We start from the raw sequence: 23,484 nt of genomic DNA on the forward strand, positions 1-23,484 counted from the left end.
ACCTCAACCGCCGGGGCCAGCGCGCGCTCAAGGCTCTTGATGGCATCGCGCTCGAGCTCGGTGTTCCCGACGCCGCGGTCGCGGTGGCATGGTTGCTCGCCCAGCGCACCGTCGTCGCGCCCATCGTCAACGCCTATGCGCCCGAGCACGTCGACGAGCTCGTGCAGGGCGCGGGTGTGCAGCTCAGCCGCAGCCACCTCGCCGAGCTGACCCGCGCCGCGCAGTGACCGCGGTCCTCGGCCTTGTCGCAGAGGTGACATAGGCTGAAAAGAGGCGCGGCACCGAGGCCCCCTGCGACGAGAGTGAGAGCGTGACCCATTTCATCTACCTCGTACGTCACGGCGAGCATCAGGATGCCGAGCACGGTCTGGTCGATGGGCCCCTCTCACCGCGCGGTCAGCGCCAGGCGTCGCTGATCGCCGACCGGCTCTCGGGCGTTCCGCTGAGCTCGGTCTGGCACTCGCCGCTGCTGCGGGCGACCGAGACGGCGCGGATCGTCGCCGAACGGATGCCGGCCATCGACCCGCAGCCCTCGGCTCTGCTGTTCGACTGCGTTCCCTCGGGCATGGCCGGTGACACACCCGCGGCCTTCGAGCCCTTCTTCGGATCGGTCAGCGAGGCCGAGATCGACGCCGGTCACGCGCAGATGGCCGACGCCACCGCGGAGTTCCTGGTGCGGCGGACCGGCGACGTGCACGAGCTGCTGATCACCCACAACTTCGTGATCGGCTGGTTCGTCCGCGAGGTTCTCGGCGCCCCGGAGTGGCGCTGGATGACCCTCAACCAGGCGCACTGCGGCCTGACCGTCATCGCTCAGAAGCAGGGCCGCCCCTGGACGCTGCTGACGCACAACGACCTGGCGCATCTGCCCTTCGAGCTGCGCACGGGGCTTCCCGAGACGCATCCGGTCTGATTAGAGCGACTTGCCGTACCAGCGGGTCGCGTTCGCGTTGTCGTTGTAGGGCGCGATGGCGGCGAAGCCGGAGTGCGCGTACAGCGAGCCGGCGGCCTCGAGCGTGTGGTGGGTGTCGAGCACGAGCTCTGCCGCGCCGAACGCCCTGGCGCGCGCCTCGAGGTCATCGAGCAGCATCCTGCCCCATCCCTTGCCGCGACCCTCCGGCTTGACGTACAGGTGCTTGAGCTCGTAACGCATGCCGAGGTCGCCGTCGTCGATTCGTCGGATGCCGCCGCAGCCGACGGCCTGAGCGGTCTCGCCGGCGCCTTCTTGCTCGAGCACGACGAACACGCCGCGAGGCGGAACGAAGGCCGCGGGGTCCGGAAAGACCGTGCGGTAGCCGCCGCCGGGGAAGATGTCGGCCCGGGCGCCGAAGTACTCGGCCAGCAGGGTGTGCGCTTCGGCGGTGTCGACGGGGGATTCACGCAGGTGCACCACCGTGCGAGTCTACGACGGGCCCGCGAACCTAGGATGGAAGCCATGACGACACGCGTGGCCATCGTGGGTGCATCGGGTCGCCTCGGCGGCGTCGTGCAGTCCGTGATCGAACAGGCCGATGGTTACGAGGTGCTGGCGATGCTCGGTTCGCAGAGCGACATCGCCGAGATCGAGGGTGCAGACCTGGTCGTCGACGTCTCGACTCCGGCGGTCTCGATCGATGTCGTCCGCGCGGCCACCGAGCGGGGAATCAACGTGCTGGTGGGTACGTCGGGCTGGTCGGAGGAGCGCATCGCGCTCGTGCGGCCGCTCGTGGCGGCGGCCGGCACGGGTGTCGTCTTCATCCCGAACTTCTCGCTCGGTTCCGTCATCGGCTCGGCGATCGCCGCCGCGGCCGCGCCCTTCTTCCCCTCGATCGAGATCATCGAGGCCCATCACGAGCGCAAGGTCGATTCGCCCAGTGGCACCGCCGTGCGCACGGCCGAGCTGATCGCCGCAGCGCGCGCGGATGTCGGACCCGTCGAGGCGCCGCACGCCGATCAGCGCGCCCGCGGACAGCGAGTGGCGAGCGTCCCCGTGCACTCGCTGCGACGGCCGGGCGTCATCGCCAAACAGGAGGTCGTGCTCTCGGGGCCGGGGGAGTCGCTGCACATCGTGCACGACACGATCGAGCCCGCGCGGGCCTATGCCCCCGGCATCCGCATCGCCCTCGACGCCGCCCGGACCGCGACCGGCGTGATCGTCGGGCTCGACACGTTCATCGACATCGGCATCGGGCGGCTCGGTTCGCCCGCCGGCTCTCCCATCGACGACGGCGGCGTGCCCGGTCAGGTCGCCGCCGCGACCGGTCTGTGACCGTCCTCTCGTGAACGCGCGCATCGGCGTCGCCGTCATGGCGGTGCTCCTGGCCCTCTATCTGGTGCTCGTGACGCAGCGCGGCGTGCTGCTGCTGGGGTCGGGTGATCCGGTCGGGATCGCGATGGGCGTCGCGATCTTCGTTCTGCCCCTGGTGGCGGCGTGGGCGCTCGGGCGGGAGCTCTGGTTCGGCGTCCGCGCCGAGCGTGTGGGCCGACGCCTCGAGATCGAGGGCGGGCTGCCCGAGGACGAGGTCGCGGTGCGCGAGAGCGGCCGCGTGCTCCGCTCCGACGGCGACGCGGTCTTTCCCACTTACCGCGCCCAGGTCGAAGCCGACCCCGAGGACTGGCGCGCGTGGTACCGGCTCGGCCTGGCCTACGACGCCGCGGGGGACCGCCGGCGGGCGCGATCCGCGGTGCGCGAGGCAATCCGGCGGGAGTCGGCGGAGCGCCGCGCCGAGTGATCAGCGCGCCGGGACCGCGGCGGCGACGGCATCTTCCACCGTCGGGTGGGTGAAGGTGAAGCTGGCGTCGCGCAGCACCTCGGGGAGCACGTGCGCGTCGCCGAGCAGCACCGAGTCGGCCATGTCTCGACCGAGGCCCAGACGGATCGCCCACGCCGGAGCGGGGATCGCGAACGGCCTGTTCATGCGGCGGGCGAGGGCGAAACCCAGGTCGTTCGCGGTCGCCCGGGTCGGCCCCGCGAGGTTCACCGGTCCCGCGATGTCGCGCTCGATCACGGCGCGGATGGCGCGCACCTCGTCGGTGAGGGAGATCCACGGCCACACCTGGCGTCCGCCGCCGAGAGGTCCGCTGAGACCCGCCTTCGTGAGGAGCATGAGAGGCTTCAGGACACCCTCCGGGTGCACGACGGGGGCGGTGCGCAACAGCGCCACCCGCGCCTGGTCACCGGCTGCGAGCGCAGCATTCTCCCACTCGACGCAGATGCCGCTCAAGAATTCGCCGCCCGGCGGTGAGGACTCCGTGAGCGCGCGACCCGGTGCCGACCCGTAGAAGCCGACGGCGCTCGCCGAGACGAAGGCGGGCGCAGACGCCCCGAGGGCGCGGATCGCGGTGGCGAGCGTGCGCGTCGGCGTGAGCCGGGACCACAGGAGGGAGCGCTTGTACGAGCGCGTCCACGGGATGTGCCCGATGCTCGCGCCGTTGAGGTTCACGACCGCTTCGGCGCCCTCCAGCAACTCGGGATCCAGAGGTGAAGTGTCCTGCAGCCACTCGATCTCGTACGGGGCCGCCGGCGCGCGCCGCACGAGGGTGCGCACCTCGATACCGTCCGCGCGCAGGCTCTCGACGAGCGCCCGGCCGATCAGGCCCGAGGCGCCCGCGACGACGATGCGTCCCGGCATCCGTCGCCCGCCGTTCAGGCGAGGGTGGCTTCGAGGGTGATCTCGATTCCGGCGAGCGCCTGCGAGACGGGGCAGCCCGACTTCGCCTCGTCGGCGAGGCGCGCGAAGTCTTCGGCCGAGAGACCCGGGACCACGGCGTTGACGTTGAGGTGACTGCCCGTGATGCCTGTGCCCGGCACGAAGGTGACGGATGCTGTCGTGTCGATGCTCTCGGGCGGAGTGCCGTTGCCCGTGAGGGCATGCGAGAGCGCCATCGAGAAGCAGGACGAGTGCGCGGCGGCGATGAGCTCTTCGGGGGTCGTCGTCGAACTGGAGCCCTCGGAGCGGGCCTTCCAGTTGACGTCGAAGGTGCCGATCTTCGAGCTGTTGAGGGCGACCGTGCCCGATCCCTCGGTCAGGCTGCCCTTCCAGGCGGTGCTGGCTTCGCTGGTGACGCTCATGGAGAACCTCCGTCGTGGCTGGATGTCGTTGGCCAGCCTATCGACGCACGCCGGGTGCCGGGCCGTCGATTTCGGATGCGCCCGCGGTGCGCGGCCTCAGACGGCCGGGCGCTCGCGCCCGAGGACGCCTGCCCGCTGCAGGAGCAGGTACATCTGGCATCCGAGGCAGTAGGCGAACACGGAGTTGAGAAAGGCCGCGATGAAGGCCGCGGCGGCGGCGGCGGGCAGCGCCCAGGGCACTCCGAGCAGGTGCAGGATCAGACCGAGCGCGGTGACGAAGAGGCCGACGCCCTGCGCGAAGCGGGGCGGACGGGGGTCCTCGAGTTCGCTGGGCGGGGCCAGCCGGGGGCGGATCAGCCGCCGATAGAGAACACCCCACGGTGCGGTGCGCGGTGAGAGCACCCCCCACAGGAACAGCAGCGCGATCGCCAGCACCAGGAGGAAGGCGGGGTCGAGCGCGCGCTGGGCGAGCGTCGCGTCGGCGACACCCGCCGTCGACAGCCCGGTCAGCCCGAGCAGGACCGCGACCAGGAGCAGGAGGGCCGTGATCCCCGCGGCGAACCGGGGGCCGCGCGGGTCGATGCCCGCGGCAACCTTCGTGACGGGATCAGACACGCTCGGGCTCCATCTCGCCGGTGACGCGGGCGAGCTCGAGCTCGATGACGTCGCGGCGGGGGACGCCCCCGAAGCGCGTCTGCACGACGCCGTCCTTGTCGAGGATGAGCGTCGTCGGCGTCTGCAGGACGTGGAAGTGCTTGGCGATGTCGGGGCGGTGCGTCAGATCGACGTCCAGGTGACGGACACCCTCGTGTCCGTCGGCCACCGACGTCAGCAGCCGGTGCACTCCCGGGCACTTGGCGCACAACTCGGTGCTGAACTGCAGCAGGGTCGCGGTTTCGCCGAGCCCGTCGGCGCCGAGACGCGCGGGCTCGACCACCTCGTGCGCGACGTGATGGGACGGCTTGCCCTGGCGCCAGCGCACCAGAACGCCGAGGAGGACCGTCGCCGCGAGGAGCGCAGCGAGTCCGATGAGAGCTTCGACGAGTGTCACAGCATCCCAGGATATCCCGCTGTGCGGTGGTGGGCGCCGTGCGTCTTCGCACGACGCGGATGGGGGGCGGTCGGGGCGGTCACGCGCGGGTAGTCTGGGGCGCGTGACCGATGCCGCACAGACGCCGCCCCCGATCGAGTTCCGCTCCGACGTCACCGTCGAGCTCGTCCGCTCCACCGCCGCCGACGCCGACGTGCTCTTCGCCGCGCGGGTGTCGACCATGGGGGAGCAGACGCTGGACGCCGCGGCCTCCGGGGCGGAGGCGTCGGCGCGCGACCGCGGACTCATCAACTACCTGATGCGCGACCGTCACGGCTCGCCCTTCGAGCACAACGCCATGACGTTCTACGTGCAGGCGCCGATCTTCGTCTTCCGAGAGTTCATGCGGCATCGCATCGCCTCCTACAACGAGGAGTCCGGCCGTTACCGCGAGCTTCGTCCCGTGTTCTACGTCCCCGCGCCGGAGCGCCGACTCGTGCAGGTCGGCAAGCCCGGGGCCTACGAGTTCCTCGAAGGGACCCCCGAGCAGACCGCCCTCGTCGACGAGGCCACGCGGGCAGCATCCGTGCAGGCCTTCGAGGCGTATCAGGGGATGCTGGCGGCCGGTATCGCCCGTGAAGTGGCGCGTATCGTGCTTCCGCTGAACATCTACTCCTCGATGTACGTCACGATGAACGCGCGGGCGCTGATGAACTTCCTGTCGCTGCGCACCAAGCGCGAGGGTACGCACTTCCCGTCGTTCCCGCAGCGTGAGATCGAGATGGTCGCGGAGAAGATGGAGCAGGCCTGGACCGAGCTGATGCCGCTCACCCACGCCGCGTTCAACGCCAACGGCCGCGTCGCGCCGTAGGCGATCGCCCTCGGACCTATCGGCGACACCTGCACGGCAGTCGCGCGGAGATCGCCCCACGCGGCTCGTGCGTGAACATCAGCACCACGGATCGTGCAAACGTCGTCGCGACGCTCCCTCCCCAGTCCCGGTTCCTCGAGCGTTGTTCCCAAAGTCCGGCCTTCGATGCCTCGCGCATGCCGGCGCCACGCATCCTGCGAAGATGCAACCCGCTGCCATCGCCGCGCTGATCCGAAGTCGAGGAGGCATCGTTCGTGGCCGGGCGCTGCGCGCGATGAACGTCACACGTCACCACCTCGCGCATGCCGTGGATGTCGGGACGATCTCACGGGTCCGCAACGGTGTCTACAGCGTCGGCATCATGCCTGAGATCGGCGAGGCGGCGCTCCACGGCGGCGAATTGGCTTGCGCTGCGGCGCTGCGTCGCCACGGCGTGTGGATGCTGGATCCCGACGAGCGATGTCATGTCTGGGTCGGAGCGAACGGTCGCGCGCACCCACACGAGAGCTGTGAATGCATCACTCACCGCGATGCCGGGCGCTCCGCGTTCGGGATCGTCTCGGTCGTGCACGCGCTCGTCCAAGTCGTCGACTGTCTCGGGCCCGAAGCCTTCTTCGCGGCCTTCGAATCGGCGTGGCGGAAGGGACTTCTCACGCGGGCCGACCGCGTCGAGGTGCGCAACCGGCTGCCGGCGGCACGACGATGGCTCGTCGACATCGCCCGCCCCGACGCGGACAGCGGGTTGGAGTCGCTCCTGCGCCTGCGCCTGCACCTGCTCGGTATCGCGCTCGAGTGCCAGGTCGTGATCGCCGGCGTCGGCATCGTGGACTTCGTCGTCGGCGGCCGTCTGATCATCGAGGTGGACGGACGCGAGAATCACGACGGTCCGTCGATGCGGCACAAGGATCTCGTGCGTGACGCCGTCGCCGCGGCCCTCGGGTACGAAACGCTCCGATTCGACTATGCCCTCGTCGTGCATGACTGGGAATGTGTTCGCTCCGCCGTCCTGGCCCGACTGCGGGTACTGAATGCACGACGCTCGACCTGAGAATGATGACACGCGCCGCACGAGTGCGCTCCTGAACCACGGGTCGTGCAGATGAGCGGCCGACACTGCTCTGACGATGGGGGTGGCGGGATCTGTGCAGGGGCAGAGGGCCCGATAGCCTAGGAGCATGACGCACACCGCCAATCCGTTCGGTCAGGTGCTGGTCGCGCTCGTCACCCCCATGACGGCCGACGGCGAAGTGGACTGGCCCGCCACGGAGAAGCACATCGACTCGTGCATCCAGGCGGGTGCCGACGGCATCGTCGTCACCGGCACGACGGGTGAGACGAGCACGCTGACAGACCCCGAGAAGCTCCGGCTGGTCGAAGTCGGCAAGGACGTCGCCGCGGGACGCGCGAAGATCATCACCGGCGGCGGCTCCAACGAGACGGCACACGCGATCGAGCTGTACAAGGCCAGCGAGAAGGCCGGAGCCGACGGGATCATGATCGTGACCCCTTACTACAACAAGCCCACGCAGGCGGGCATCCTCACGCATTTCCGGCTCGTCGCCGACGCGACCGATCTGCCGGTCATCCTCTACGACATCCCCGGCCGCACGGGCGTGCCGATCAACTACGAGACCATTCTGCGGATCGCCAAGCACCCGAACGTCCTCGCCGTCAAGGACGCGAAGGGCGATTTCAGCGAGGTCAGCCGCGTGCTCAACCAGACCGATCTGCTGTATTTCTCGGGCGACGACGCCAACGTGCTCCCGCACCTCTCGATCGGCGCCTCGGGCCTGATCGGCGTGACGGCCAACATCGCCGCTGCCCCGTACCGCACGATCGTCGACGCCGTGAACGCGGGTGACCTGGCCACCGCGACGGCGGCGCACAAGAAGCTCGAACCCCTCGTCCGCGCCGTCATGACGCATGTTCCCGGCACCGTCGCGGCCAAGTACATCCTGCACGGACTCGGCCGCATCGGCAGCCCGCGCGTGCGCCTGCCGCTCGTGGGCCCCGAGGAGTGGGAGGCCGCGATGATCGAAGACGAGCTCGCGCTCGTCGGCGAGGTTCCCGGGGTCGACTTCAAGAACTTCCGCCCCGATCGCAACGCCGCCGCGGGCGGCGCCCTGCCCAAGGTCCACGGCACCACCCGCTGACGCCCCGGCGTCCGCCCCCAGCCAATCGCGGGCCGCACATCGGCTCGCACAACACAACAAAACACGAGGGGATGCCGCACGACGGCATCCCGAGGAGGCACCCTATGGCCACCCCTGTCTTCGACGCGCCCGCGCTGCCCCAGGGCACGCTCCGCGTCACACCGCTCGGCGGTCTCGGCGAAGTCGGTCGCAACATGACGGTCTTCGAGTACGAGGGCAAGCTGCTCATCGTCGACTGCGGCGTGCTGTTCCCCGAGGAGCACCAACCGGGCGTCGACCTGATCCTGCCCGACTTCGAGCCGATCCGGAATCGCCTGGACGACATCGTCGGCGTCGTCCTCACGCACGGGCACGAGGACCACATCGGGGCCGTTCCCTACCTGCTCAAGCTCAAGCGCGACATCCCACTGATCGGGTCGGGGCTCACGCTCGCGCTCGTCGAGGCGAAGCTCAAGGAGCATCGCATCAAGCCGTACACGCTCTCTGTCATCGAGGGCCAGGAGGAGAAGGTCGGCCCGTTCGACCTCGAGTTCATCGCGGTCAATCACTCGATTCCCGATGCGCTCGCGGTGGCGATCCGCACCCCCGCGGGTCTTGTGCTCGCGACGGGCGACTTCAAGATGGATCAGCTGCCCCTCGACGGTCGACTGACCGACCTGCGGGCGTTCGCCCGGCTGGGCGAAGAGGGTGTCGACCTCTTCCTCGTGGATTCGACGAACGCCGACGTGCCGGGTTTCACGCCGCTCGAGAGCTCGATCGGCCCCGTGCTCGACCAGGTGATCGGCAAGGCGCCCCGCCGCGTCGTCGTGGCGAGCTTCTCCAGCCACGTCCACCGCGTGCAGCAGGTGCTGGATGCCGCGGCCGCGCACGGACGTCGCGTCGCGTTCCTCGGGCGCAGCATGGTGCGCAACATGACGATCGCCTCCGATCTCGGGTATCTCAACGTTCCCGACGGCGTGCTCATCGATTACAAGAAGGCCCGCGACCTGCCCGATGACAGGATCGTCTACATGTCGACCGGTTCGCAGGGCGAGCCGATGGCGGTGCTCAGTCGAATGGCCAATCTCGACCACGAGATCGAGCCCGGCCCGGGTGACACGGTGATTCTCGCGTCGAGCCTCATCCCGGGCAACGAGAACGCCGTGTACCGCGTGATCGACGGCCTCACCAAGCTCGGCGCCAACGTCGTGCACAAGGGCAATGCGAAGGTGCACGTGTCGGGGCACGCGGCGGCGGGAGAGCTGCTGTACTGCTACAACATCCTCCAACCGCGCAACGTGCTGCCCATCCACGGCGAGTACCGCCACCTGACCGCGAATGCGAAGATCGCGCAGTCCAGCGGTGTGCCGGTGGAGCGGACGATCCTCGCCGAGAACGGGACGATCATCGACCTGCGCGGCGGAACGGCCTCGGTCGTCGGGCAGCTCGACATCGGGTTCGTCTACGTCGACGGTTCCACCGTCGGCGAGATCACGGATGCCGACCTCAAAGACCGCCGGATTCTCGGTGAGGAGGGATTCATCTCGGTGATCGTCGTCGTCGACGCGGCGACCGGGCGGGTCATTTCCGGCCCCGAGATCCACGCACGCGGCTTCGCCGAGCAGGACGCCGTCTTCGACGCCGTCAAGCCGAAGATCGCCGCGGCGCTCGCCGAAGCGGCCCAGTCGGGCGTGCGCGATTCGCACGCGCTGTCGCAGGTCGTGCGTCGCACGATCGGACGCTGGGTCAACCAGTCGCTGCGGCGGCGCCCGATGATCGTCCCGTTGGTCATCGAGGCCTGATCGCGAGGGGGTGCGCATGGCTAGAATCCGTGCGTGCCCCCCTTTCGTGTGCGTCCGGCCGAGCAGGCCGATGGCAGCTTCCTCGCCGACATGGTGGTCGAGGCCGCGAACTGGAGCGGCGCTGTGCGGCCGCGGCACGAGATCCTCAGCGCCCCCGAGCACCTCCGCTACGTCTCGGGCTGGATGCGCCCCGGCGACGCCGGATACGTCGCGCTCGATGGCAACGACACGCCCGTCGGTGCGGCCTGGTATCGGATGTTCCCGCGCACCGATCCCGGATTCGCTTACGTGGGCACCGCGGTTCCCGAGCTGATCATCGGCGTCCGCCCGATCTGGCGGGCGCACGGGGTGGGCAGGGCCCTCCTGCAACGCCTGGCGGGTTCGGCCCGGTCCGCGGGATTCGCGCGGATGAGTCTGAGCGTCGAGCGCGGCAACTTCGCGGTGTCCCTCTACCGCAGCGAGGGATTCGCCGTCGTCCGGGCGGACTACGGGCGGGACATCATGGTCAAGCTGTTGCGCTGATCCGCCTCCGAGCGGGGCGGGCCCCGCGTCGCTGCGGGCGAATGTCGCCGGTGGGACGTACCGTAAAGGCATGGCCAGGAGCACCAGTCCGACCAAGAGCTCGAAGGCGCCCGCGCGGGCGTCCTCCTCGCGCGCCCGTAAACCCGCCCCTGTGCCCAAGAAGTACGTCGGAGACGACGAGCACAGGCCGCCCGCGATCGCGCGCGCCTGGATGGGGCTCGCCCACGGTGTCGGCGGTCTGTTCCGCGCCTTCGGGCCCGAGACGCTCGAGCGCGACCAGCGCCGCGACGGGCTTCCCTTCCTCCTGGTCCTGCTGGCAGTTCTCGGCGCGGTCGTGGAGTGGTTCTTCATCGGCAACGACGTCGCCCGCACCATCAGCGACTACACGGTCGGCGGCATGCTCGGCAGGCTCGCGTTCGTCCTGCCCGTCCTCGTCCTACTGCTGGCGGGCTGGCTCTTCCGGCATCCCTCGAGCGTCCACGACAACGGTCGCATCGGCATCGGATTCGGGATGCTGGTGCTCACCGGTGCGGGATTCTGTCATCTTGCGGGGCAGCGACCCGTCCCGAGCGACGGGCTGCCCGTCCTCAGCGCCTCCGGTGGGCTGTTCGGCTGGATGGTCGCGGAGCCGCTGACCCTCGCGCTCACCCCGGTCGGGGCGTGGATCGTGCTCGTGCTGCTGGCCGTGCTCAGCATCCTGATCATCACCAAGACCCCGCCGAATCGGATCGGTCAGCGTCTCGGCGACCTGTACGCGTGGATGTTCGGCACCGAGCGTCCCGAGCGTCCCGAGCCGCGCGACAGAACCGCGGAGGCATCCGAAGGTGCGGGCGATGAGCCGACGCTGCCGTGGTGGCGGCGCAACAAGTCGGGGCGCGAAGAAGACCCCGATGACGGCATCGGATCGCAGGACCTCACGGAGCTCCTGACCCCCGGAACCGCGCGTGGCGGGTTCGATCAGGCCATCGCCACCGCGCCGCCGGCCCCCGCCACCCCGCCCCGGCCCCCCGCTCCCGCATTCGCGCCCGATGCGCTCACCGAGGTGATCGACCCGTCGGTGATCACCGGGGCCGAGCGGGCCGCAGCGTCGGCGCGTCGCGCCGACACCTCGATCCACGAAGACGGCGACGACGCCGAGGACGCCACCCTTCCGGGGCTCTCCGGGCTCGGGACCGACGGCGCGCACGCCGCCTCGGGCCCCGTCGCGCCCTATCGGCTGCCGGCCGTCACCGCCCTCGCACAGGGCACGCCGCACAAGGAGCGATCGGCCGCGAACGACGAGGTCGTCCGCGCCATCACCGAGGTCCTGCAGCAGTTCTCGGTCGACGCGAAGGTCACCGGGTTCTCCCGCGGGCCGACGGTGACGCAGTACGAGATCTCCCTCGGACCGGGCGTCAAGGTCGAGCGCATCACCGCGCTGACCAACAACATCGCCTACGCGGTGGCCTCCAACGAGGTGCGCATCCTCGCGCCGATCCCGGGCAAGAGTGCCATCGGCGTCGAGATCCCCAACACCGACCGCGAGATCGTCACGCTCGGCGACGTGCTGCGCTCCTCCGCGGCGCAGCAGTCGACGCATCCGATGACGATCGGCGTCGGCAAGGATGTCGGCGGCGGCTTCGTCGTCGCCAACCTCGCCAAGATGCCGCACCTGCTCGTGGCCGGGTCCACGGGATCCGGAAAATCCAGCTTCGTGAACTCGATGATCACGAGCCTGCTGATGCGGGCGAAGCCGGCCGATGTGCGCATGGTGCTGATCGACCCCAAGCGGGTCGAACTGACCTCGTATGCGGGGGTGCCGCACCTGATCACACCCATCATCACCAATCCCAAGAAGGCGGCAGAGGCGCTGCAGTGGGTGGTCAAGGAGATGGACATGCGGTACGACGACCTCGCGTCGTTCGGATTCCGCCACATCGACGATTTCAACAAGGCAGTGGTCGCCGGCGAGATCGTCCTGCCCGCCGGCATCGAGCGGGTCCTCAAGCCGTACCCGTACCTGCTCGTCGTCGTCGACGAGCTCGCCGACCTGATGATGGTCGCACCCCGCGACGTCGAGGACTCGATCGTTCGCATCACCCAGCTCGCCCGCGCCTCCGGCATCCACCTCGTGCTCGCGACCCAGCGACCGAGCGTCGACGTCGTGACGGGTCTGATCAAGGCCAACGTGCCCTCGCGCCTCGCCTTCGCCGTCACGAGCGTGACCGACTCCCGCGTGATCCTCGATCAGCCGGGCGCCGACCGCCTCATCGGGCAGGGTGACGGGCTCTTCCTCCCGATGGGCGCGTCCAAGGCACTGCGCGTGCAGGGCGCGTGGGTCAGCGAGGACGAGATCGAGACCGTCGTCAAGCACGTCACACGGCAGGCGCAGCCCGAGTACCGTGCCGATGTGGCGGCCGCTGCTGAGAAGAAGCAGGTGGATGCCGACATCGGTGACGACCTCGAACTGCTTCTCGCCGCCGCGGAGCAGGTCGTCTCGACGCAGTTCGGGTCGACATCGATGCTTCAGCGCAAACTCCGGGTCGGATTCGCCAAGGCGGGGCGCTTGATGGACCTGCTCGAGTCGCGCGAGATCGTCGGGCCGTCGGAGGGTTCCAAAGCTCGCGACGTCCTGGTCACGGCCGAGCAGCTGCCCGCCGTGCTCGCGCGGCTGCGCGGCGAGGACGTCGCGGTCGAGGGTGGGTCGCCGGCATCCGGTGATCCCTACGGGGCCGACGCGGTCGACGCCCAGTTCGACGGCATGCCGGTGGTCGAGAGCGAAGGCGACGAAGACGCCTGGGGTCTGACGGGACGCGACTGATGACCGTTCCCCGGCAGCTGCCCAATGCCATCACGATCGCGCGCGTCCTCTGCGCGCCCGTGTTCCTCTGGCTTCTGCTGGCCGATGGCGGCGCGGACGGCGGGATGCGCTGGGCGGCGGCGATCCTCTTCATCGTCGCCATCGCGACAGACGGAGTCGATGGCTACATCGCCCGGCGATACAAGATCGTCACGGACCTCGGCAAGCTGCTGGATCCGATCGCCGACAAGGTTCTGACCGGCTTCGCGTTCATCGGACTGTCCATCCTCGCCGAGCTGCCGTGGTGGGTGACGATCCTCGTGCTCGTGCGCGAGATCGGAATCACCGTCCACCGACTCGTCGTCGCGAGCGATCACGTGGTCGCCGCGGCGTGGATGGGCAAGCTCAAGACGATCGCGCAGGCGGTGGCGCTCTCGCTCGCCCTGCTCCCGCTCTCGGAGATCGTGGGCGGCTGGGTCGTGTGGCTGAACATCGTCACGATGTGGGCCGCGGTGATCCTCACGGTGGCGAGCGGGATCGACTACGTGGTCACGGAGGTGCGCGGCGCGAGACGGGGTCGCGAGCGCCGCGCATGAGCGACGGCGCCCACCCCGATCTGCCGGACGAGCTCGAGAGCACGGTCGCCCGCGACAGACGGCCCGATGCCGAGCGCGTACTCGATCGCCTCGGCCGACTCGGGTGGAGCATCGCCTGCGCCGAGTCGCTCACCGGCGGACTGCTGTGTGCCGAGCTCATCGCGCTCCCCGGGGCCTCCGCCGTCGTGCGCGGGGGAGTGGTGGCGTACTCGACGGCGCTCAAACAGTCCCTGCTGGGGGTGGATGCGGGGCTTCTCGCTCAGCATGGGGCCGTGCACGCCGAGGTCGCGCGACAGATGGCACGCGGGGTGCGGGAGGCGGCGGCGATCGCAGGGTGCCCCGCCGAGGTCGGCGTGTCGACGACCGGAGTCGCCGGGCCCGATCCCGCCGACGGACAGCCGGTGGGCACGGTCTTCATCGGGGTGTCGACTCCGGTGGGCACGCGGGCTCTCCCGCTCCTCCTGGAGGGTGACCGGATCGCCATCCGCCGCGAGACGGTGCGCAGGGCCCTCCGAGCGGTCTTCGACGCCCTCTGAGCCGCCCACCGCGGGCACGCACGACGCGCCGGTATGTCCGGTCGGAATACCGCGTGTTTCACCTCCGTTACATTCGGTGATTCCGAGCCATCCCACAGCGGGGACCGTTAGATTGGCACCATCCGGTGTTGTACTCTCGAACACCCGAAGAGATGCGCGAGGACAGTGAGGAGGGGGCCATCATGATCCTGGTTCGTCAAGAGATCGGTGACGTTCTGCGAGACTTCCGACTGCAGAAGGGCCAGACCCTCCGGCAGGTTGCGGGCAAGGCAAGCGTCGCGCTCGGGTACCTCAGTGAGGTGGAGCGCGGACAGAAGGAAGCATCGAGCGAGATCCTCGCGTCGGTCGCCGAGGCGCTGGATGTACCCATCTCGACGATCATGCGCGAGGTCGGCGATCGCATCTCCGTGCTCGAGGGGATCCACACCTTCCCCGATGTGGTGCCTGACGACCTGATGGCATCGGTCGACGCCGAGCTGTCGCTGCGCTGACCCGGCATGCGTCGGAGCGAGTTCGATCGCGCCGTCGCCGACGAGTTCGGTGATGCGTACGGTGCGGTGCTGACCGCTGATCTCCAGTTGGCCGAGATCGGCGGTCGCACCGCCGATCAGGCGATCCGCGAGGGCGTGCCACCGCGCGATGTGTGGCTGGCGTTGTGCGCGGCAGCCGACGTGCCGCCGGACCGCCGATACGGAGTCGGCCGCCTCGAACCCGAACATCGGTGAGGCCGAGGTCGCACCCGATTCGCCACGCGCCCGAAGCCGTGCTAGGCTAACTTCTTGTGCCGCGGGGTGGAGCAGTTCGGTAGCTCGCTGGGCTCATAACCCAGAGGTCGCAGGTTCAAATCCTGTCCCCGCAACCAGAGACAAGAAAAGGCGCCCCGGTCGGGGCGCCTTTTCTTGTCTCTGCTCAGACGTCGGCGAGCTGTGCGCGTCGGATGGCGAGCTGGTCGAAACCCGCGAACGACTCCGCGATCGGGCTGCCGGTGAAATGGCCCACCCATCCGTCGTCATCGTGGAAAAAGCGGATCGACGTGAACTCGGGCGCTGTGCCCATGTCGAACCAGTGCGTCGTGTTGGCAGGCACTGAGACGAGGTCGCCCGCCTCGCAGTACAGTGCGTGCACCTTGCCGTCGACGTGCAGGTAGAAGACGCCGGCGCCCTTGGCGAAGAAGCGGTCCTCATCGTCGTCGTGCGCATGCTCGGACAGGAACTTCTCCCGCGAGGGGCCCTTGACGTCGTCGTAGTTCGCCTGCGCGGGGCTGAGACCGACGATGTCGACGAGTGTGTAGCCCTCGCTCCGCTTGACCTGCTCGACCTCGTCCGCGTAGAGCGCGAGCACGTCATCCAGGGCGGCGTCTTCGGCGAAGCCCTTCACCTCCCACCGGGAGAAGCGCGCGCCGAGCCCGGCCAGGGCAGCGCGGATCTCGTGCTCATCGGTGGTCTCGAGCACGGGTGTCGTCGGATCGGTGTCTTTCCAGACCGTCAGCAGCGTCACGGGGGTCTCCTTACAGGACGGGTTACACCACCGATTCTGGCGCGCGCCGATGGCCTGCGCACGGCACCCCGTAACAGATGTCCTGAACTCGTAACACGGCGCAACGCCCGTTTGGCTGTGACGCGGGGCATGCTGGTTGACTCGACCGGGCTCGGCTCCGCACCGTCGCCGACACAGCTACCCGAAGGATCACCATGTCTTCTCGTCCCGCGCGCCAGAGCTGGCTCGCCCTCGCCGCCACAGGCGCCGTCGCCCTGCTGGCCCTCACCGGATGCGCCCAGCAGTCGGCGCCGAACGACGACGCCGACGCACCCGCTGTTCCCGCCGCAGACCTGCCCGCACCCTTCGACGGTGAGCCCGTAGAGGTCGCCCTCGTGCAGCAGTCCGGCGCGGGTGACTACTTCACCGCGTGGACAGCCGGTGCGCAGGCGCAGGCGTCGGCGGCGAACATCGACCTCACCGTCTACGACGCACGCAACGACAACGCCAAGCACGCCTCCGACCTCGAGCAGGCGATCGCCTCGGCTCCCGACGCGATCATCGTCGACCACGGCCAGACGGACACGATCGAGCACCTCGTGCATGAGGCGGTGGACGCCGGCATCCCGGTCATCGTCTACGACCTCGCCCTCGAAGACACCGAGGGTGTGCTCGTCACGTCGCAGTCCGATGCGTCGATGGCGCAGGGTGTGCTCGACCAGCTGATCGACGACGTCGGGGAGGGTGCGAATGTCGGCCTCGTCAGCGCCGAGGGCTTTGCTCCGCTGGATCGCCGCAAGGCCGTCTGGGACGAGTTCGTGACGGAGTACGAGCTGAACGAGTTGTTCTTCACCGGTGAGGTCACCGAGTCCACGGCGACCGACAACATCCCCCTCGTGGATGCCGCGCTGAAGCAGAACCCGGAGGTGCAGGCGATCTTCGCCCCGTACGACGAGATCGCGAAGGGCGTCGTGCAGGCGGTGATCCAGAACAACCTGCAGGACTCCGTCAAGGTGTACGGCATCGACATCTCCAACGCCGACATCGAGGTCATGATCGCCGAGGACAGCCCATGGGTGGCCACGAGCGCCACCGACCCGGCGGCGATCGGTGCGGCGGTCGTGCGCACCCTCGCCCTCTCCCTCGCGGGGGAGCTCGATGAGACCGAGGTGCAGTTCCCGGCCGTGACCGTGACGCGCGACTTCCTGCTCGAGAACGACATCCAGAACGTCGCTGCGCTGCGCGAGGCGGAGCCCACCCTCCTGCTCGATGACGTGGTCGTCGCGGAGTGGCTGCCCGCCATCTCGCAGTGAGCCCCGCCGTCGATCACACCGCGCAGACGGACGACCAGCCGGTCGTCCGTCTGCGCGGTGTCGGCGTGCGCTTCGGGACGAACCGCGTGCTCGAGAATGTCTCGCTCGATCTGCACGCGGGCTCCATCACGGCGCTCCTGGGGACGAACGGTGCCGGCAAGTCGACGTTGATCGGCACCGTGTCGGGGGCGAACGCCCACTACACCGGCGACATCGAGGTCGGCGGCGTGCCCGCGCGCATCTCCTCGCCGACCGTCGCCCGTCGCGCGGGTATCGAGACGGTGCACCAGAAGATCTCGGACGGCATCGTGCCGGGACTGTCCGTCGCGGACAACGCCGTCCTGACCGATCTCGCCGTGAGCGGCCGACCTGTCCTCCGGCGATCGGACACGGAGGCCGCGGCGCGCACCGCGCTGTCTCGCCTGGGGCTGTCCTGGAGCGACGAGGTCCTCCGGGCCGATGCCGGACGGCTCGGCACCTCCGACGCGCAGCTGCTCGTGCTCGCCCGGGCGTTGCGCGGTCGGCCCCGCCTGCTCATCCTCGACGAGCCGACCTCGGCCCTGACCGCGGCCGAGGCCGACCGCCTGTTCGACGTGCTCCGCGCGCTGCGGGCCGAGGGGCTGGCCATCCTCTTCGTCAGTCATCGGTTCGGCGAGATCGAGCGTCTGGCCGACCGCATCGTCGTGCTGCGGGACGGCAGCCCCGCGCTGGACGTTGCGCGGCCCTTCGATTGGCACGCGGCGCTCGAGGCGATGCTGGGGGTTCCCACAGAACTCCAGCAGCACGTCGTCGCGCCGCTCCCGCCGGGGGAGTCGGTGCTGAGCGTCCGCGGCGCCGTGCTGCTCCCCGGCGCCGCCCCTCTGGATCTGACCGTGCACGCGGGCCAGGTGACCGGAGTGCTGGGCCTCCTCGGCGCCGGCAAGACCGAACTGGCGGAGATACTCTGCGGTGTCCGCGAGGCGGGAACGGCGACGCTCGAGCGCGAGGGGCGACCCTACGCGCCGCGCACCCCCGCGGCCGCCCAGGCTGCCGGCATCGTGCTCGTTCCCGAGGATCGCCAGCGACAGGGCATCCAGCCCGGCTGGTCGATCGCGCACACCGTGGGCCTGCCCGAGCTGCGTCGTGTCGCCACGGCGTGGGGCGTCCTGCGCGGCGCGGAGGAGCGTCGACGCGCCGCCGCCGTCGTGGCGGACTTCGGCGTCGTGACGACGTCGGTGGCCGAGCGCGTCGACGATCTGTCCGGGGGAAACCAGCAGAAGGTGATTGTCGGACGCTGGCTCGCGACCGATCCGCAGGTCGCCGTGCTCGACGAGCCCTTCCGTGGCGTCGACATCGGCGCCAGGCGCACGATCGGGACGGCCGTGCGAGCGCGTGCCTCCGAGGGCAAGGCCGTCGTCGTGCTCACCTCCGATGTGGACGAGGTGCTCGAGGTCGCCGACCGTCTCGTCGTGCTCGTGAGCGGACGCGTCACCCTCGATGTCGCCGCCGGGGAGCGCGATCGTGCCACGATCGTCGCGGCCCTGCTCGATGATCCGCACCACCCGGAGGAGTCCGTATGATGTCCACCCTCGCTTCGGCGTCCGTGACGGGTCGGCCTGCGCGCCCGGTGGGGGAGCGTGTGCTCGACGGCGTCGCGAAATGGGGATTCGTCGCGGTCACGGTCGGTCTCATCGCGTTCTTCGCGATCACCGAACCGAACTTCCGCACCGTCGACAATGTGTTCGGGATGCTGAAATACATCGCTCCGATCGGTATCGCAGGCCTCGGGGTCACACTCGCGATGACGGTCGGCGGGCTCGACCTCTCGGTGGGTGCGAACGCCGGGTTCGCGGTGTCGATCGCCGCCTGGACCCTCGTCATCGCGGGCCAGGTGGGCGGCGTCGCCGTCATCGTCGTGCTGCTCTCGGGCGCCGTGATCGGCGCTCTGAACGCCGTGCTCATCGTCTTCGCCCGCATTCCCGACCTGCTGGCGACGCTCGCGATGATGTTCGCCGTGGTCGGGCTCAAGCTCATCATCGTCGACGGCAAGTCGATCTCGTCGCAGATGACGCTGTCGGACGGTTCGACCGCGCCGGGGCGGTTCACCCCGGACTTCCTCTGGTTCGACCGCGGCGCGATCGGTCCGGTCTCCGTGCCCGTCATCCTCTTCCTCGTTCTGACGGCGCTGCTGTGGTTCGTTCTGGACCGCACCCGCTGGGGGCGGGCTCTCTCCGCGGTCGGCTCGAACCCCGAGGCCGCGCGTCTCGCGGGTATTCCCGTGCGGGCATATCGCGCGGCCGCCTACATCGGCTGCGGCATCCTCGCGTCGATCGCGGGTCTGCTGCTGGCCGCGCGAATCGGTCAGGGAGATGTCTCGGCCGGCAACTCGCTGCTCCTGGATGCCGTCGCCGTGGCCCTCGTCGGCGTTTCGGTGCTCGGCATCGGACGCCCCAACGCGTGGGGCACGGCACTCGGCGCGGTGTTGATCGCCGTCATGGTGACGGGATTCTCGATGATGGGACTGCCTTACTACATCCAGGACTTCGGCAAGGGCGTCGTGCTGCTGGTCGCCCTGCTGTTCAGCTTCACCTTCCGCCGCCGCACCACCACGATCATCGCCGGGAGCACGACGTGACGACACCTTCGACCTCCGCACCCACGCGGGACGACAGCATCCGTCAGCTCTCCGTCGAGAGCGTTCCCGGGTATCTCGCCACGCACCGTGGGCTCGCCGGACCGCTCGACCCCGCGGCGATCACCGACGTGCGCGAGGTGGGCGACGGCAACCTCAACCTGGTGTTCGTCGTCACCGACGCCCACGGAGCGGGCGTTGTGCTCAAGCAGTCGCTGCCGCACGTCCGCGTCGACACGAGCTGGCCGCTGACGCGATCGCGCACGAAGCGGGAGGCCGTCGTGCTCGGGGCTCACCAGAGCGTCGATGGCGCGCACGTGCCAGCCCTGTACGGCTTCGATGAGCAGACGTTCACGATCGGCATCGAAGACCTGAGCGACCACGCGGTGTGGCGGTATGAGCTGAACGAAGGGCGGCTGCACCCCTACGCCGCGGCGCAGCTGGGCCGCTACGTGGGGGCGACGGGATTCGCGACGAGCGTGTTCGGGATGCCGGGGCCCGACCGCCGCCGGGCGATCGCCGAGGCCACCAACCCGGAGTTGTCCGAGATCACCGAGGACCTCGTCTTCAGCGAGCCCTACGTCGATCACGAACACAACGGCTGGCTTCCCGGCAATGATCGCGACGTCGCCGAGCTGCGCGCAGATCGAGCGCTCGTGCGCGAGATCGGGCTCGCCAAGGTCCGCTTCCAGGAGGACGCGCAGAGCCTCGTGCACGGCGATCTGCACACGGGCTCCGTCTTCGTGCGTGCGGACGGCGCGGACGGGGAGCACGGTTCGGTGCGCGCCTTCGACCAGGAGTTCGGCACCTTCGCCCCGACGGGATTCGACCTCGGTGCCGTCTGGGCGAACCTCGTGATCGCCTCAGCGCGCGCGCGGGTGCTCGGGCGCACTGGCGATGCCGAGCGGCTGCTCGGACTGCCTGTCGAACTCGTGGAGTCGTTCGAGCTCGAGTTCATGCGCCGTTGGCCAGACCGCGTGGACGCGCGCGTCTATCGCGACGACGTCCTGGCGGACACGCTGCGGCGCGTGCGCTCGGATGCCGCGGTCTACGCCGCCGCGAAGGCCATCCGGCGCATCGTCGGATTCTCGAAGGTCGCCGACATCCAGACCCTCGAGCCCGACGTCCGCGAGATCGCGGCACGCCTGGTCCTGCGCGCCGCGCGCGCCCTCGCCACGCAGCGGCACGGGGAGGTCGACATCGCGGACCTCGTGCGGCGCACCGGCGACATCGTCCTCGGCTGATCTGCGTCGGCGGACGAGGTGCCGAGCGTCTCAGCGCGTCGCGACGGTGAAGCGCAGCATCCACTCGGCGATCTCGAGGTGGCGGCGCGCGGCGGCGACGTCGGCGCCCCACGCGTACATGCCGTGACCGGCGACGATGAGGGCCGGCACCTCGGCCGTCTGGGGCGTGGGGGGCGCATAGACCGAGTCGAAGCGCTCCGACTCGATCACCATGTCCTGGTCGTTGGCGATGACGGGGATGAGGATGCTCTCGCCATGGGCGGCGTGTCCGATGCCCTTGAGCATCTCGAGGTCGCGCAGCTCGACGCCCTCCGGCCACCGGTGCCCGGCCACGACAGCGTCGAGAGCGTGCACATGGAAGATCGCGCCGGCCCCGGTGCGCGCGGCGATGTGCGCGTGCAGCCCCGCCTCGGCGGAAGGCGCACGGGGGTCATCGGCCGACGCGGCGCGACCCGCGGCGTCGATGAGGACGACGTCGGCGTCCGTGAGCTCCGATTTGTCGAGTCCTGACGCCGTCACGGCGAGCACGAGAGGTTCGCGCTGCATCACGATCGAGAGGTTGCCCGATGTCCCGCGCATCCAGCCGTACCCCGAGAAACGGGCCGCTTCGGCCGCGAGGGCGCCGCCCGCGGCCTTCAGGGCGAGGGCGTCGATGCCGGTCACGGGCGCACGTCGATCTGCGCGAACGACGTCACCGCCGGCGCGGCGACCTGTGCACCCTCCCAGGGCTCGCCGGGGCGGTCCAGGGCGATCACCTGCCACCCGGCGGCGCGCGCCGCTGCGACCTCGTCGGGATGATCGGTGAGGAAGAGCACGCGCTCCGGGGCGACGGCGAGGTGTGCGGCGATGCGTTCGTACGACCCGGTCTCCTTCTTGGGACCGGCGTTGACCGTGTCGAACCAGTCCTCGACGAGCGAGGACAGATCTCCCTGCGGTGCGTGACGGAACCACGGTTTTTGCGAGGCGACGGAGCCCGAGGAGTACACGACGAGGCGCACACCGGCGGCGTGCCAGCCGGTCAGCCGGGGAGGAACGTCGTCGAAGAAGTGCGACGAGATCTCACCCGCCGCGAATCCCTCGGCCCAGATGATCCCCTGCAGCGTCTTCAGCGGGGTGGACTTCACATCGGTCGCCATCAGAGCCCGCAGCGCGTCGGCCACCTGCGCGTCGGCGGCATCATCCGGCAGGCCGGTTTCGGCGATCGCCTCGCGCCGCGCGCGCGCCACGCCCTCGTCGTGTGCCGCCCGCCGAAGCACCCCCTCGAGTCGCGGCCGCGCATAATCGTAGAGATCGCCGAGGATGAACCCCGCGGCGCTGGTGGTGCCTTCGAGATCGAGGACGACGACATCGGCGCTCGCGGTGACGGATTCGCTCATGCGGGAACTGCTCCTTGGAGGGGGGATGCTGCGACCCGCCGACCACGCGCGGTGAGGGGCTGGGCGTAAAGATCGGGCGCGGTCGCGAAGTGCGCTGCGACGGCGGCCGGTTCGAACGCGCCGCGCTTGGTGACCACGCGGGTGACCAGACGCGCGGGCGTGAGGTCGAACGCCGGGTACCAGGCATCGGTGACGAGGGGGCTCGCCGTGCGCGCACCGAGAACCTCGAGCACTTCACGCGGATCCCGATCCTCGATGACGATGTCGGCGCCCGTGGGGGCGGCGGGATCGGGAGCCTCCACGAGGGCGTAGTAGGGCACCCCGAATGCGGCGGCGGCCGCGGCGATTCCCAGGGTGCCCACCTTGTTCACGACGTCGCCGTCGAGTGAGACCCGATCCGCCGCCGTGAGGACGGCGTCGATCGGTCCCGTGCCCGTCCCCGATGGCGATGCGAGTGCCGCGGCGGCCATTCCGTCGGTGATGAGCGTCACCCGCTGATCCAACTCTCGGAGGGAGTGCGCGGTCAGGCGCGCGCCCTGGAGATACGGCCGGGTCTCGGTCGCCGCCCAGTCGAGGCGGATATCGGCCTCACGCGCGGCGGCGACCACCCCGAAGAGATAGGCGTCCATCCAGCAGTGCGTCAGTACTCGAGCGTTCGCGGGCAGCAGCTCGATCGTGACGCGCCCCAGTCGCAGACCCGCATCGCGGTACTCCAGGTCGATGTCTCGCGCGGTATCGATCGCGCACGCGACGAGCTCTGCGGTCGTGGTGGCGTCGGCGATGCCGGCGATCACGCGCGCGACGGCATCGCGCGGGTGCGCGTTGGTGGGGCGCGCGGCGGCGATCTCGCCGGCCGCCTCGGTGAGGGCGCGTCGGGCGGCGTCCACGGGCAGCGAACGTGCCTGCAGCGCGGCGAGCTGCATGCCGGCGCACGCGGCGTACAGCGGCCCGGAGCTCTGCGTGACCATGCCGCGGATCGCGGCGGCGACCTCGTGGGCCGTGCGCGCGGTGACCCACTCGATGCGGGCCGGGAAGACGCGGCGGTCGAGGATCCGCACCACGTCCCCGTCAAGCACGACGGAGTTCTCGAGGGTGGCTGCGGGGGCGGTATGGCTCACGCAACCCCTCCTTCCGACCCGGCCATC

Annotated in this window: 27 protein-coding genes and 1 tRNA gene; 19 read left to right on the plus strand and 9 right to left on the minus strand. The window is 69.8% G+C overall.

The features are described from left to right. A partial coding sequence (locus tag DI573_RS03120; protein WP_292810538.1) for an aldo/keto reductase occupies positions 1-227 on the plus strand: 227 nt, incomplete at its 5' end. An 83-nt stretch (positions 228-310) separates the two neighbouring features. Continuing rightward, entirely contained in the window at positions 311-913 is a 603-nt protein-coding gene (locus DI573_RS03125) for a histidine phosphatase family protein (RefSeq protein WP_292810540.1), read from the plus strand. On the opposite strand, the gene DI573_RS03130 is transcribed toward DI573_RS03125, so the two are convergent. After that, positions 914-1,393, minus strand: coding sequence for a GNAT family N-acetyltransferase (locus DI573_RS03130; RefSeq protein WP_292810543.1), 480 nt, complete (start codon positions 1,391-1,393; stop codon positions 914-916). 42 nt (positions 1,394-1,435) lie between these two features. Here DI573_RS03130 and dapB point away from each other — a divergent pair, with 42 nt between their 5' ends. Further along, entirely contained in the window at positions 1,436-2,248 is an 813-nt protein-coding gene (gene dapB, locus DI573_RS03135; RefSeq protein WP_292810545.1) for a 4-hydroxy-tetrahydrodipicolinate reductase, read from the plus strand. A 10-nt stretch (positions 2,249-2,258) separates the two neighbouring features. Then, positions 2,259-2,711, plus strand: coding sequence for a tetratricopeptide repeat protein (locus DI573_RS03140; protein WP_292810547.1), 453 nt, complete (start codon positions 2,259-2,261; stop codon positions 2,709-2,711). On the opposite strand, the gene DI573_RS03145 is transcribed toward DI573_RS03140, so the two are convergent. The 4 genes from DI573_RS03145 to DI573_RS03160 all read right to left on the minus strand — a co-directional run bounded on the left by DI573_RS03145 (position 2,712) and on the right by DI573_RS03160 (position 5,102). After that, the gene (locus tag DI573_RS03145) at positions 2,712-3,611 is read right to left on the minus strand and encodes a TIGR01777 family oxidoreductase (RefSeq protein ID WP_292810549.1); all 900 of its coding nucleotides are present in this window, start codon (positions 3,609-3,611) and stop codon (positions 2,712-2,714) included. Between the two features lie 14 nt (positions 3,612-3,625). Next, entirely contained in the window at positions 3,626-4,051 is a 426-nt protein-coding gene (locus DI573_RS03150) for an OsmC family peroxiredoxin (RefSeq protein ID WP_292810551.1), read from the minus strand. A gap of 96 nt (positions 4,052-4,147) precedes the next feature. Further along, on the minus strand, positions 4,148-4,666 hold the full coding sequence (locus tag DI573_RS03155) for a DUF4395 domain-containing protein (protein WP_292810553.1): 519 nt from the start codon (positions 4,664-4,666) through the stop codon (positions 4,148-4,150). Then, entirely contained in the window at positions 4,659-5,102 is a 444-nt protein-coding gene (locus DI573_RS03160) for a thioredoxin family protein (RefSeq protein ID WP_292810555.1), read from the minus strand. The genes DI573_RS03155 and DI573_RS03160 overlap by 8 nt, the downstream gene beginning before the upstream one ends. 103 nt (positions 5,103-5,205) lie before the next feature. Here DI573_RS03160 and thyX point away from each other — a divergent pair, with 103 nt between their 5' ends. From thyX to DI573_RS03215, 11 genes are all read left to right on the plus strand, one after another. Next, positions 5,206-5,952: an FAD-dependent thymidylate synthase gene (gene thyX, locus DI573_RS03165; protein WP_292810557.1), complete on the plus strand. Its 747-nt coding sequence runs from the start codon at positions 5,206-5,208 to the stop codon at positions 5,950-5,952. Between the two features lie 202 nt (positions 5,953-6,154). Then, on the plus strand, positions 6,155-7,000 hold the full coding sequence (locus tag DI573_RS03170) for a type IV toxin-antitoxin system AbiEi family antitoxin domain-containing protein (RefSeq protein ID WP_292810560.1): 846 nt from the start codon (positions 6,155-6,157) through the stop codon (positions 6,998-7,000). Positions 7,001-7,127: 127 nt separating this feature from the next. Then, positions 7,128-8,105 carry a 4-hydroxy-tetrahydrodipicolinate synthase gene (gene dapA, locus DI573_RS03175; RefSeq protein WP_292810562.1) on the plus strand — a complete coding sequence of 326 codons (978 nt, stop codon included), beginning with the start codon at positions 7,128-7,130 and terminating at the stop codon, positions 8,103-8,105. A gap of 104 nt (positions 8,106-8,209) precedes the next feature. Then, positions 8,210-9,886 carry a ribonuclease J gene (locus DI573_RS03180; protein WP_292810564.1) on the plus strand — a complete coding sequence of 559 codons (1,677 nt, stop codon included), beginning with the start codon at positions 8,210-8,212 and terminating at the stop codon, positions 9,884-9,886. Positions 9,887-9,919: 33 nt separating this feature from the next. Then, a complete protein-coding gene (locus tag DI573_RS03185) occupies positions 9,920-10,408 on the plus strand; it encodes a GNAT family N-acetyltransferase (RefSeq protein WP_292810566.1) in 489 nt (162 codons plus the stop codon). Positions 10,409-10,478: 70 nt separating this feature from the next. Next, entirely contained in the window at positions 10,479-13,208 is a 2,730-nt protein-coding gene (locus tag DI573_RS03190) for a DNA translocase FtsK (protein ID WP_292810568.1), read from the plus strand. Next, a complete protein-coding gene (gene pgsA / locus DI573_RS03195; protein ID WP_292810570.1) occupies positions 13,208-13,783 on the plus strand; it encodes a CDP-diacylglycerol--glycerol-3-phosphate 3-phosphatidyltransferase in 576 nt (191 codons plus the stop codon). Before DI573_RS03190 ends, pgsA begins: the two co-directional genes overlap by 1 nt. Then, on the plus strand, positions 13,780-14,319 hold the full coding sequence (locus tag DI573_RS03200) for a CinA family protein (protein WP_292810572.1): 540 nt from the start codon (positions 13,780-13,782) through the stop codon (positions 14,317-14,319). The genes pgsA and DI573_RS03200 overlap by 4 nt, the downstream gene beginning before the upstream one ends. Positions 14,320-14,501: 182 nt before the next feature. Beyond that, positions 14,502-14,810: a helix-turn-helix transcriptional regulator gene (locus DI573_RS03205; protein WP_292810574.1), complete on the plus strand. Its 309-nt coding sequence runs from the start codon at positions 14,502-14,504 to the stop codon at positions 14,808-14,810. Positions 14,811-14,816: 6 nt separating this feature from the next. Next, positions 14,817-15,044 carry a DUF3046 domain-containing protein gene (locus DI573_RS03210; RefSeq protein WP_292810576.1) on the plus strand — a complete coding sequence of 76 codons (228 nt, stop codon included), beginning with the start codon at positions 14,817-14,819 and terminating at the stop codon, positions 15,042-15,044. Between the two features lie 60 nt (positions 15,045-15,104). Beyond that, positions 15,105-15,181, plus strand: a tRNA-Met gene (locus tag DI573_RS03215). A gap of 47 nt (positions 15,182-15,228) precedes the next feature. Here the strand turns inward: DI573_RS03215 and DI573_RS03220 are convergent. Beyond that, a complete protein-coding gene (locus DI573_RS03220) occupies positions 15,229-15,816 on the minus strand; it encodes a cupin (RefSeq protein WP_292810578.1) in 588 nt (195 codons plus the stop codon). A 194-nt stretch (positions 15,817-16,010) separates the two neighbouring features. Between DI573_RS03220 and DI573_RS03225 the strand changes: the two genes are divergently transcribed. From DI573_RS03225 to mtnK, 4 genes are read left to right on the plus strand one after another with little or no spacing between them, the layout of a single operon-like run. Next, on the plus strand, positions 16,011-17,108 hold the full coding sequence (locus DI573_RS03225) for a substrate-binding domain-containing protein (protein ID WP_292810580.1): 1,098 nt from the start codon (positions 16,011-16,013) through the stop codon (positions 17,106-17,108). Next, positions 17,105-18,667: a sugar ABC transporter ATP-binding protein gene (locus tag DI573_RS03230; RefSeq protein WP_292810583.1), complete on the plus strand. Its 1,563-nt coding sequence runs from the start codon at positions 17,105-17,107 to the stop codon at positions 18,665-18,667. Before DI573_RS03225 ends, DI573_RS03230 begins: the two co-directional genes overlap by 4 nt. Beyond that, positions 18,664-19,722: an ABC transporter permease gene (locus DI573_RS03235; RefSeq protein WP_292810585.1), complete on the plus strand. Its 1,059-nt coding sequence runs from the start codon at positions 18,664-18,666 to the stop codon at positions 19,720-19,722. The genes DI573_RS03230 and DI573_RS03235 overlap by 4 nt, the downstream gene beginning before the upstream one ends. Further along, entirely contained in the window at positions 19,719-20,963 is a 1,245-nt protein-coding gene (gene mtnK, locus DI573_RS03240) for an S-methyl-5-thioribose kinase (protein WP_292810587.1), read from the plus strand. Before DI573_RS03235 ends, mtnK begins: the two co-directional genes overlap by 4 nt. A 30-nt stretch (positions 20,964-20,993) precedes the next feature. Here the strand turns inward: mtnK and mtnB are convergent, their stop codons facing one another. Genes mtnB through DI573_RS03255 form a run of 3 tightly spaced genes read right to left on the minus strand, consistent with a single transcriptional unit; the run spans position 20,994 to position 23,457 of the window. Beyond that, positions 20,994-21,626, minus strand: a complete 633-nt coding sequence (mtnB, locus tag DI573_RS03245) for a methylthioribulose 1-phosphate dehydratase (RefSeq protein WP_292810589.1) — start codon at positions 21,624-21,626, stop codon at positions 20,994-20,996. After that, on the minus strand, positions 21,623-22,339 hold the full coding sequence (gene mtnC, locus DI573_RS03250) for an acireductone synthase (RefSeq protein WP_292810591.1): 717 nt from the start codon (positions 22,337-22,339) through the stop codon (positions 21,623-21,625). The genes mtnB and mtnC overlap by 4 nt, the downstream gene beginning before the upstream one ends. Then, positions 22,336-23,457, minus strand: a complete 1,122-nt coding sequence (locus DI573_RS03255; protein WP_292810592.1) for a hypothetical protein — start codon at positions 23,455-23,457, stop codon at positions 22,336-22,338. Before DI573_RS03255 ends, mtnC begins: the two co-directional genes overlap by 4 nt. Positions 23,458-23,484: the final 27 nt, after the last annotated feature.

The organism is Microbacterium sp., assembly GCF_003248605.1.
In the GTDB taxonomy this organism is placed as follows: domain Bacteria; phylum Actinomycetota; class Actinomycetes; order Actinomycetales; family Microbacteriaceae; genus Microbacterium.

What these genes read in the sequence shown, in the direction of transcription:
- dapB (WP_292810545.1), top strand. Translation starts at nt 1,436, where the DNA reads ATGACGACACGCGTGGCCATCGTGGGTGCATCGGGTCGCCTCGGCGGC.
- DI573_RS03145 (WP_292810549.1), bottom strand. Translation starts at nt 3,611, where the DNA reads ATGCCGGGACGCATCGTCGTCGCGGGCGCCTCGGGCCTGATCGGCCGG.
- DI573_RS03150 (WP_292810551.1), bottom strand. Translation starts at nt 4,051, where the DNA reads ATGAGCGTCACCAGCGAAGCCAGCACCGCCTGGAAGGGCAGCCTGACC.
- DI573_RS03170 (WP_292810560.1), top strand. Translation starts at nt 6,155, where the DNA reads ATGCAACCCGCTGCCATCGCCGCGCTGATCCGAAGTCGAGGAGGCATC.
- dapA (WP_292810562.1), top strand. Translation starts at nt 7,128, where the DNA reads ATGACGCACACCGCCAATCCGTTCGGTCAGGTGCTGGTCGCGCTCGTC.
- DI573_RS03180 (WP_292810564.1), top strand. Translation starts at nt 8,210, where the DNA reads ATGGCCACCCCTGTCTTCGACGCGCCCGCGCTGCCCCAGGGCACGCTC.
- DI573_RS03190 (WP_292810568.1), top strand. Translation starts at nt 10,479, where the DNA reads ATGGCCAGGAGCACCAGTCCGACCAAGAGCTCGAAGGCGCCCGCGCGG.
- pgsA (WP_292810570.1), top strand. Translation starts at nt 13,208, where the DNA reads ATGACCGTTCCCCGGCAGCTGCCCAATGCCATCACGATCGCGCGCGTC.
- DI573_RS03200 (WP_292810572.1), top strand. Translation starts at nt 13,780, where the DNA reads ATGAGCGACGGCGCCCACCCCGATCTGCCGGACGAGCTCGAGAGCACG.
- DI573_RS03205 (WP_292810574.1), top strand. Translation starts at nt 14,502, where the DNA reads ATGATCCTGGTTCGTCAAGAGATCGGTGACGTTCTGCGAGACTTCCGA.
- DI573_RS03210 (WP_292810576.1), top strand. Translation starts at nt 14,817, where the DNA reads ATGCGTCGGAGCGAGTTCGATCGCGCCGTCGCCGACGAGTTCGGTGAT.
- DI573_RS03225 (WP_292810580.1), top strand. Translation starts at nt 16,011, where the DNA reads ATGTCTTCTCGTCCCGCGCGCCAGAGCTGGCTCGCCCTCGCCGCCACA.
- DI573_RS03235 (WP_292810585.1), top strand. Translation starts at nt 18,664, where the DNA reads ATGATGTCCACCCTCGCTTCGGCGTCCGTGACGGGTCGGCCTGCGCGC.
- mtnC (WP_292810591.1), bottom strand. Translation starts at nt 22,339, where the DNA reads ATGAGCGAATCCGTCACCGCGAGCGCCGATGTCGTCGTCCTCGATCTC.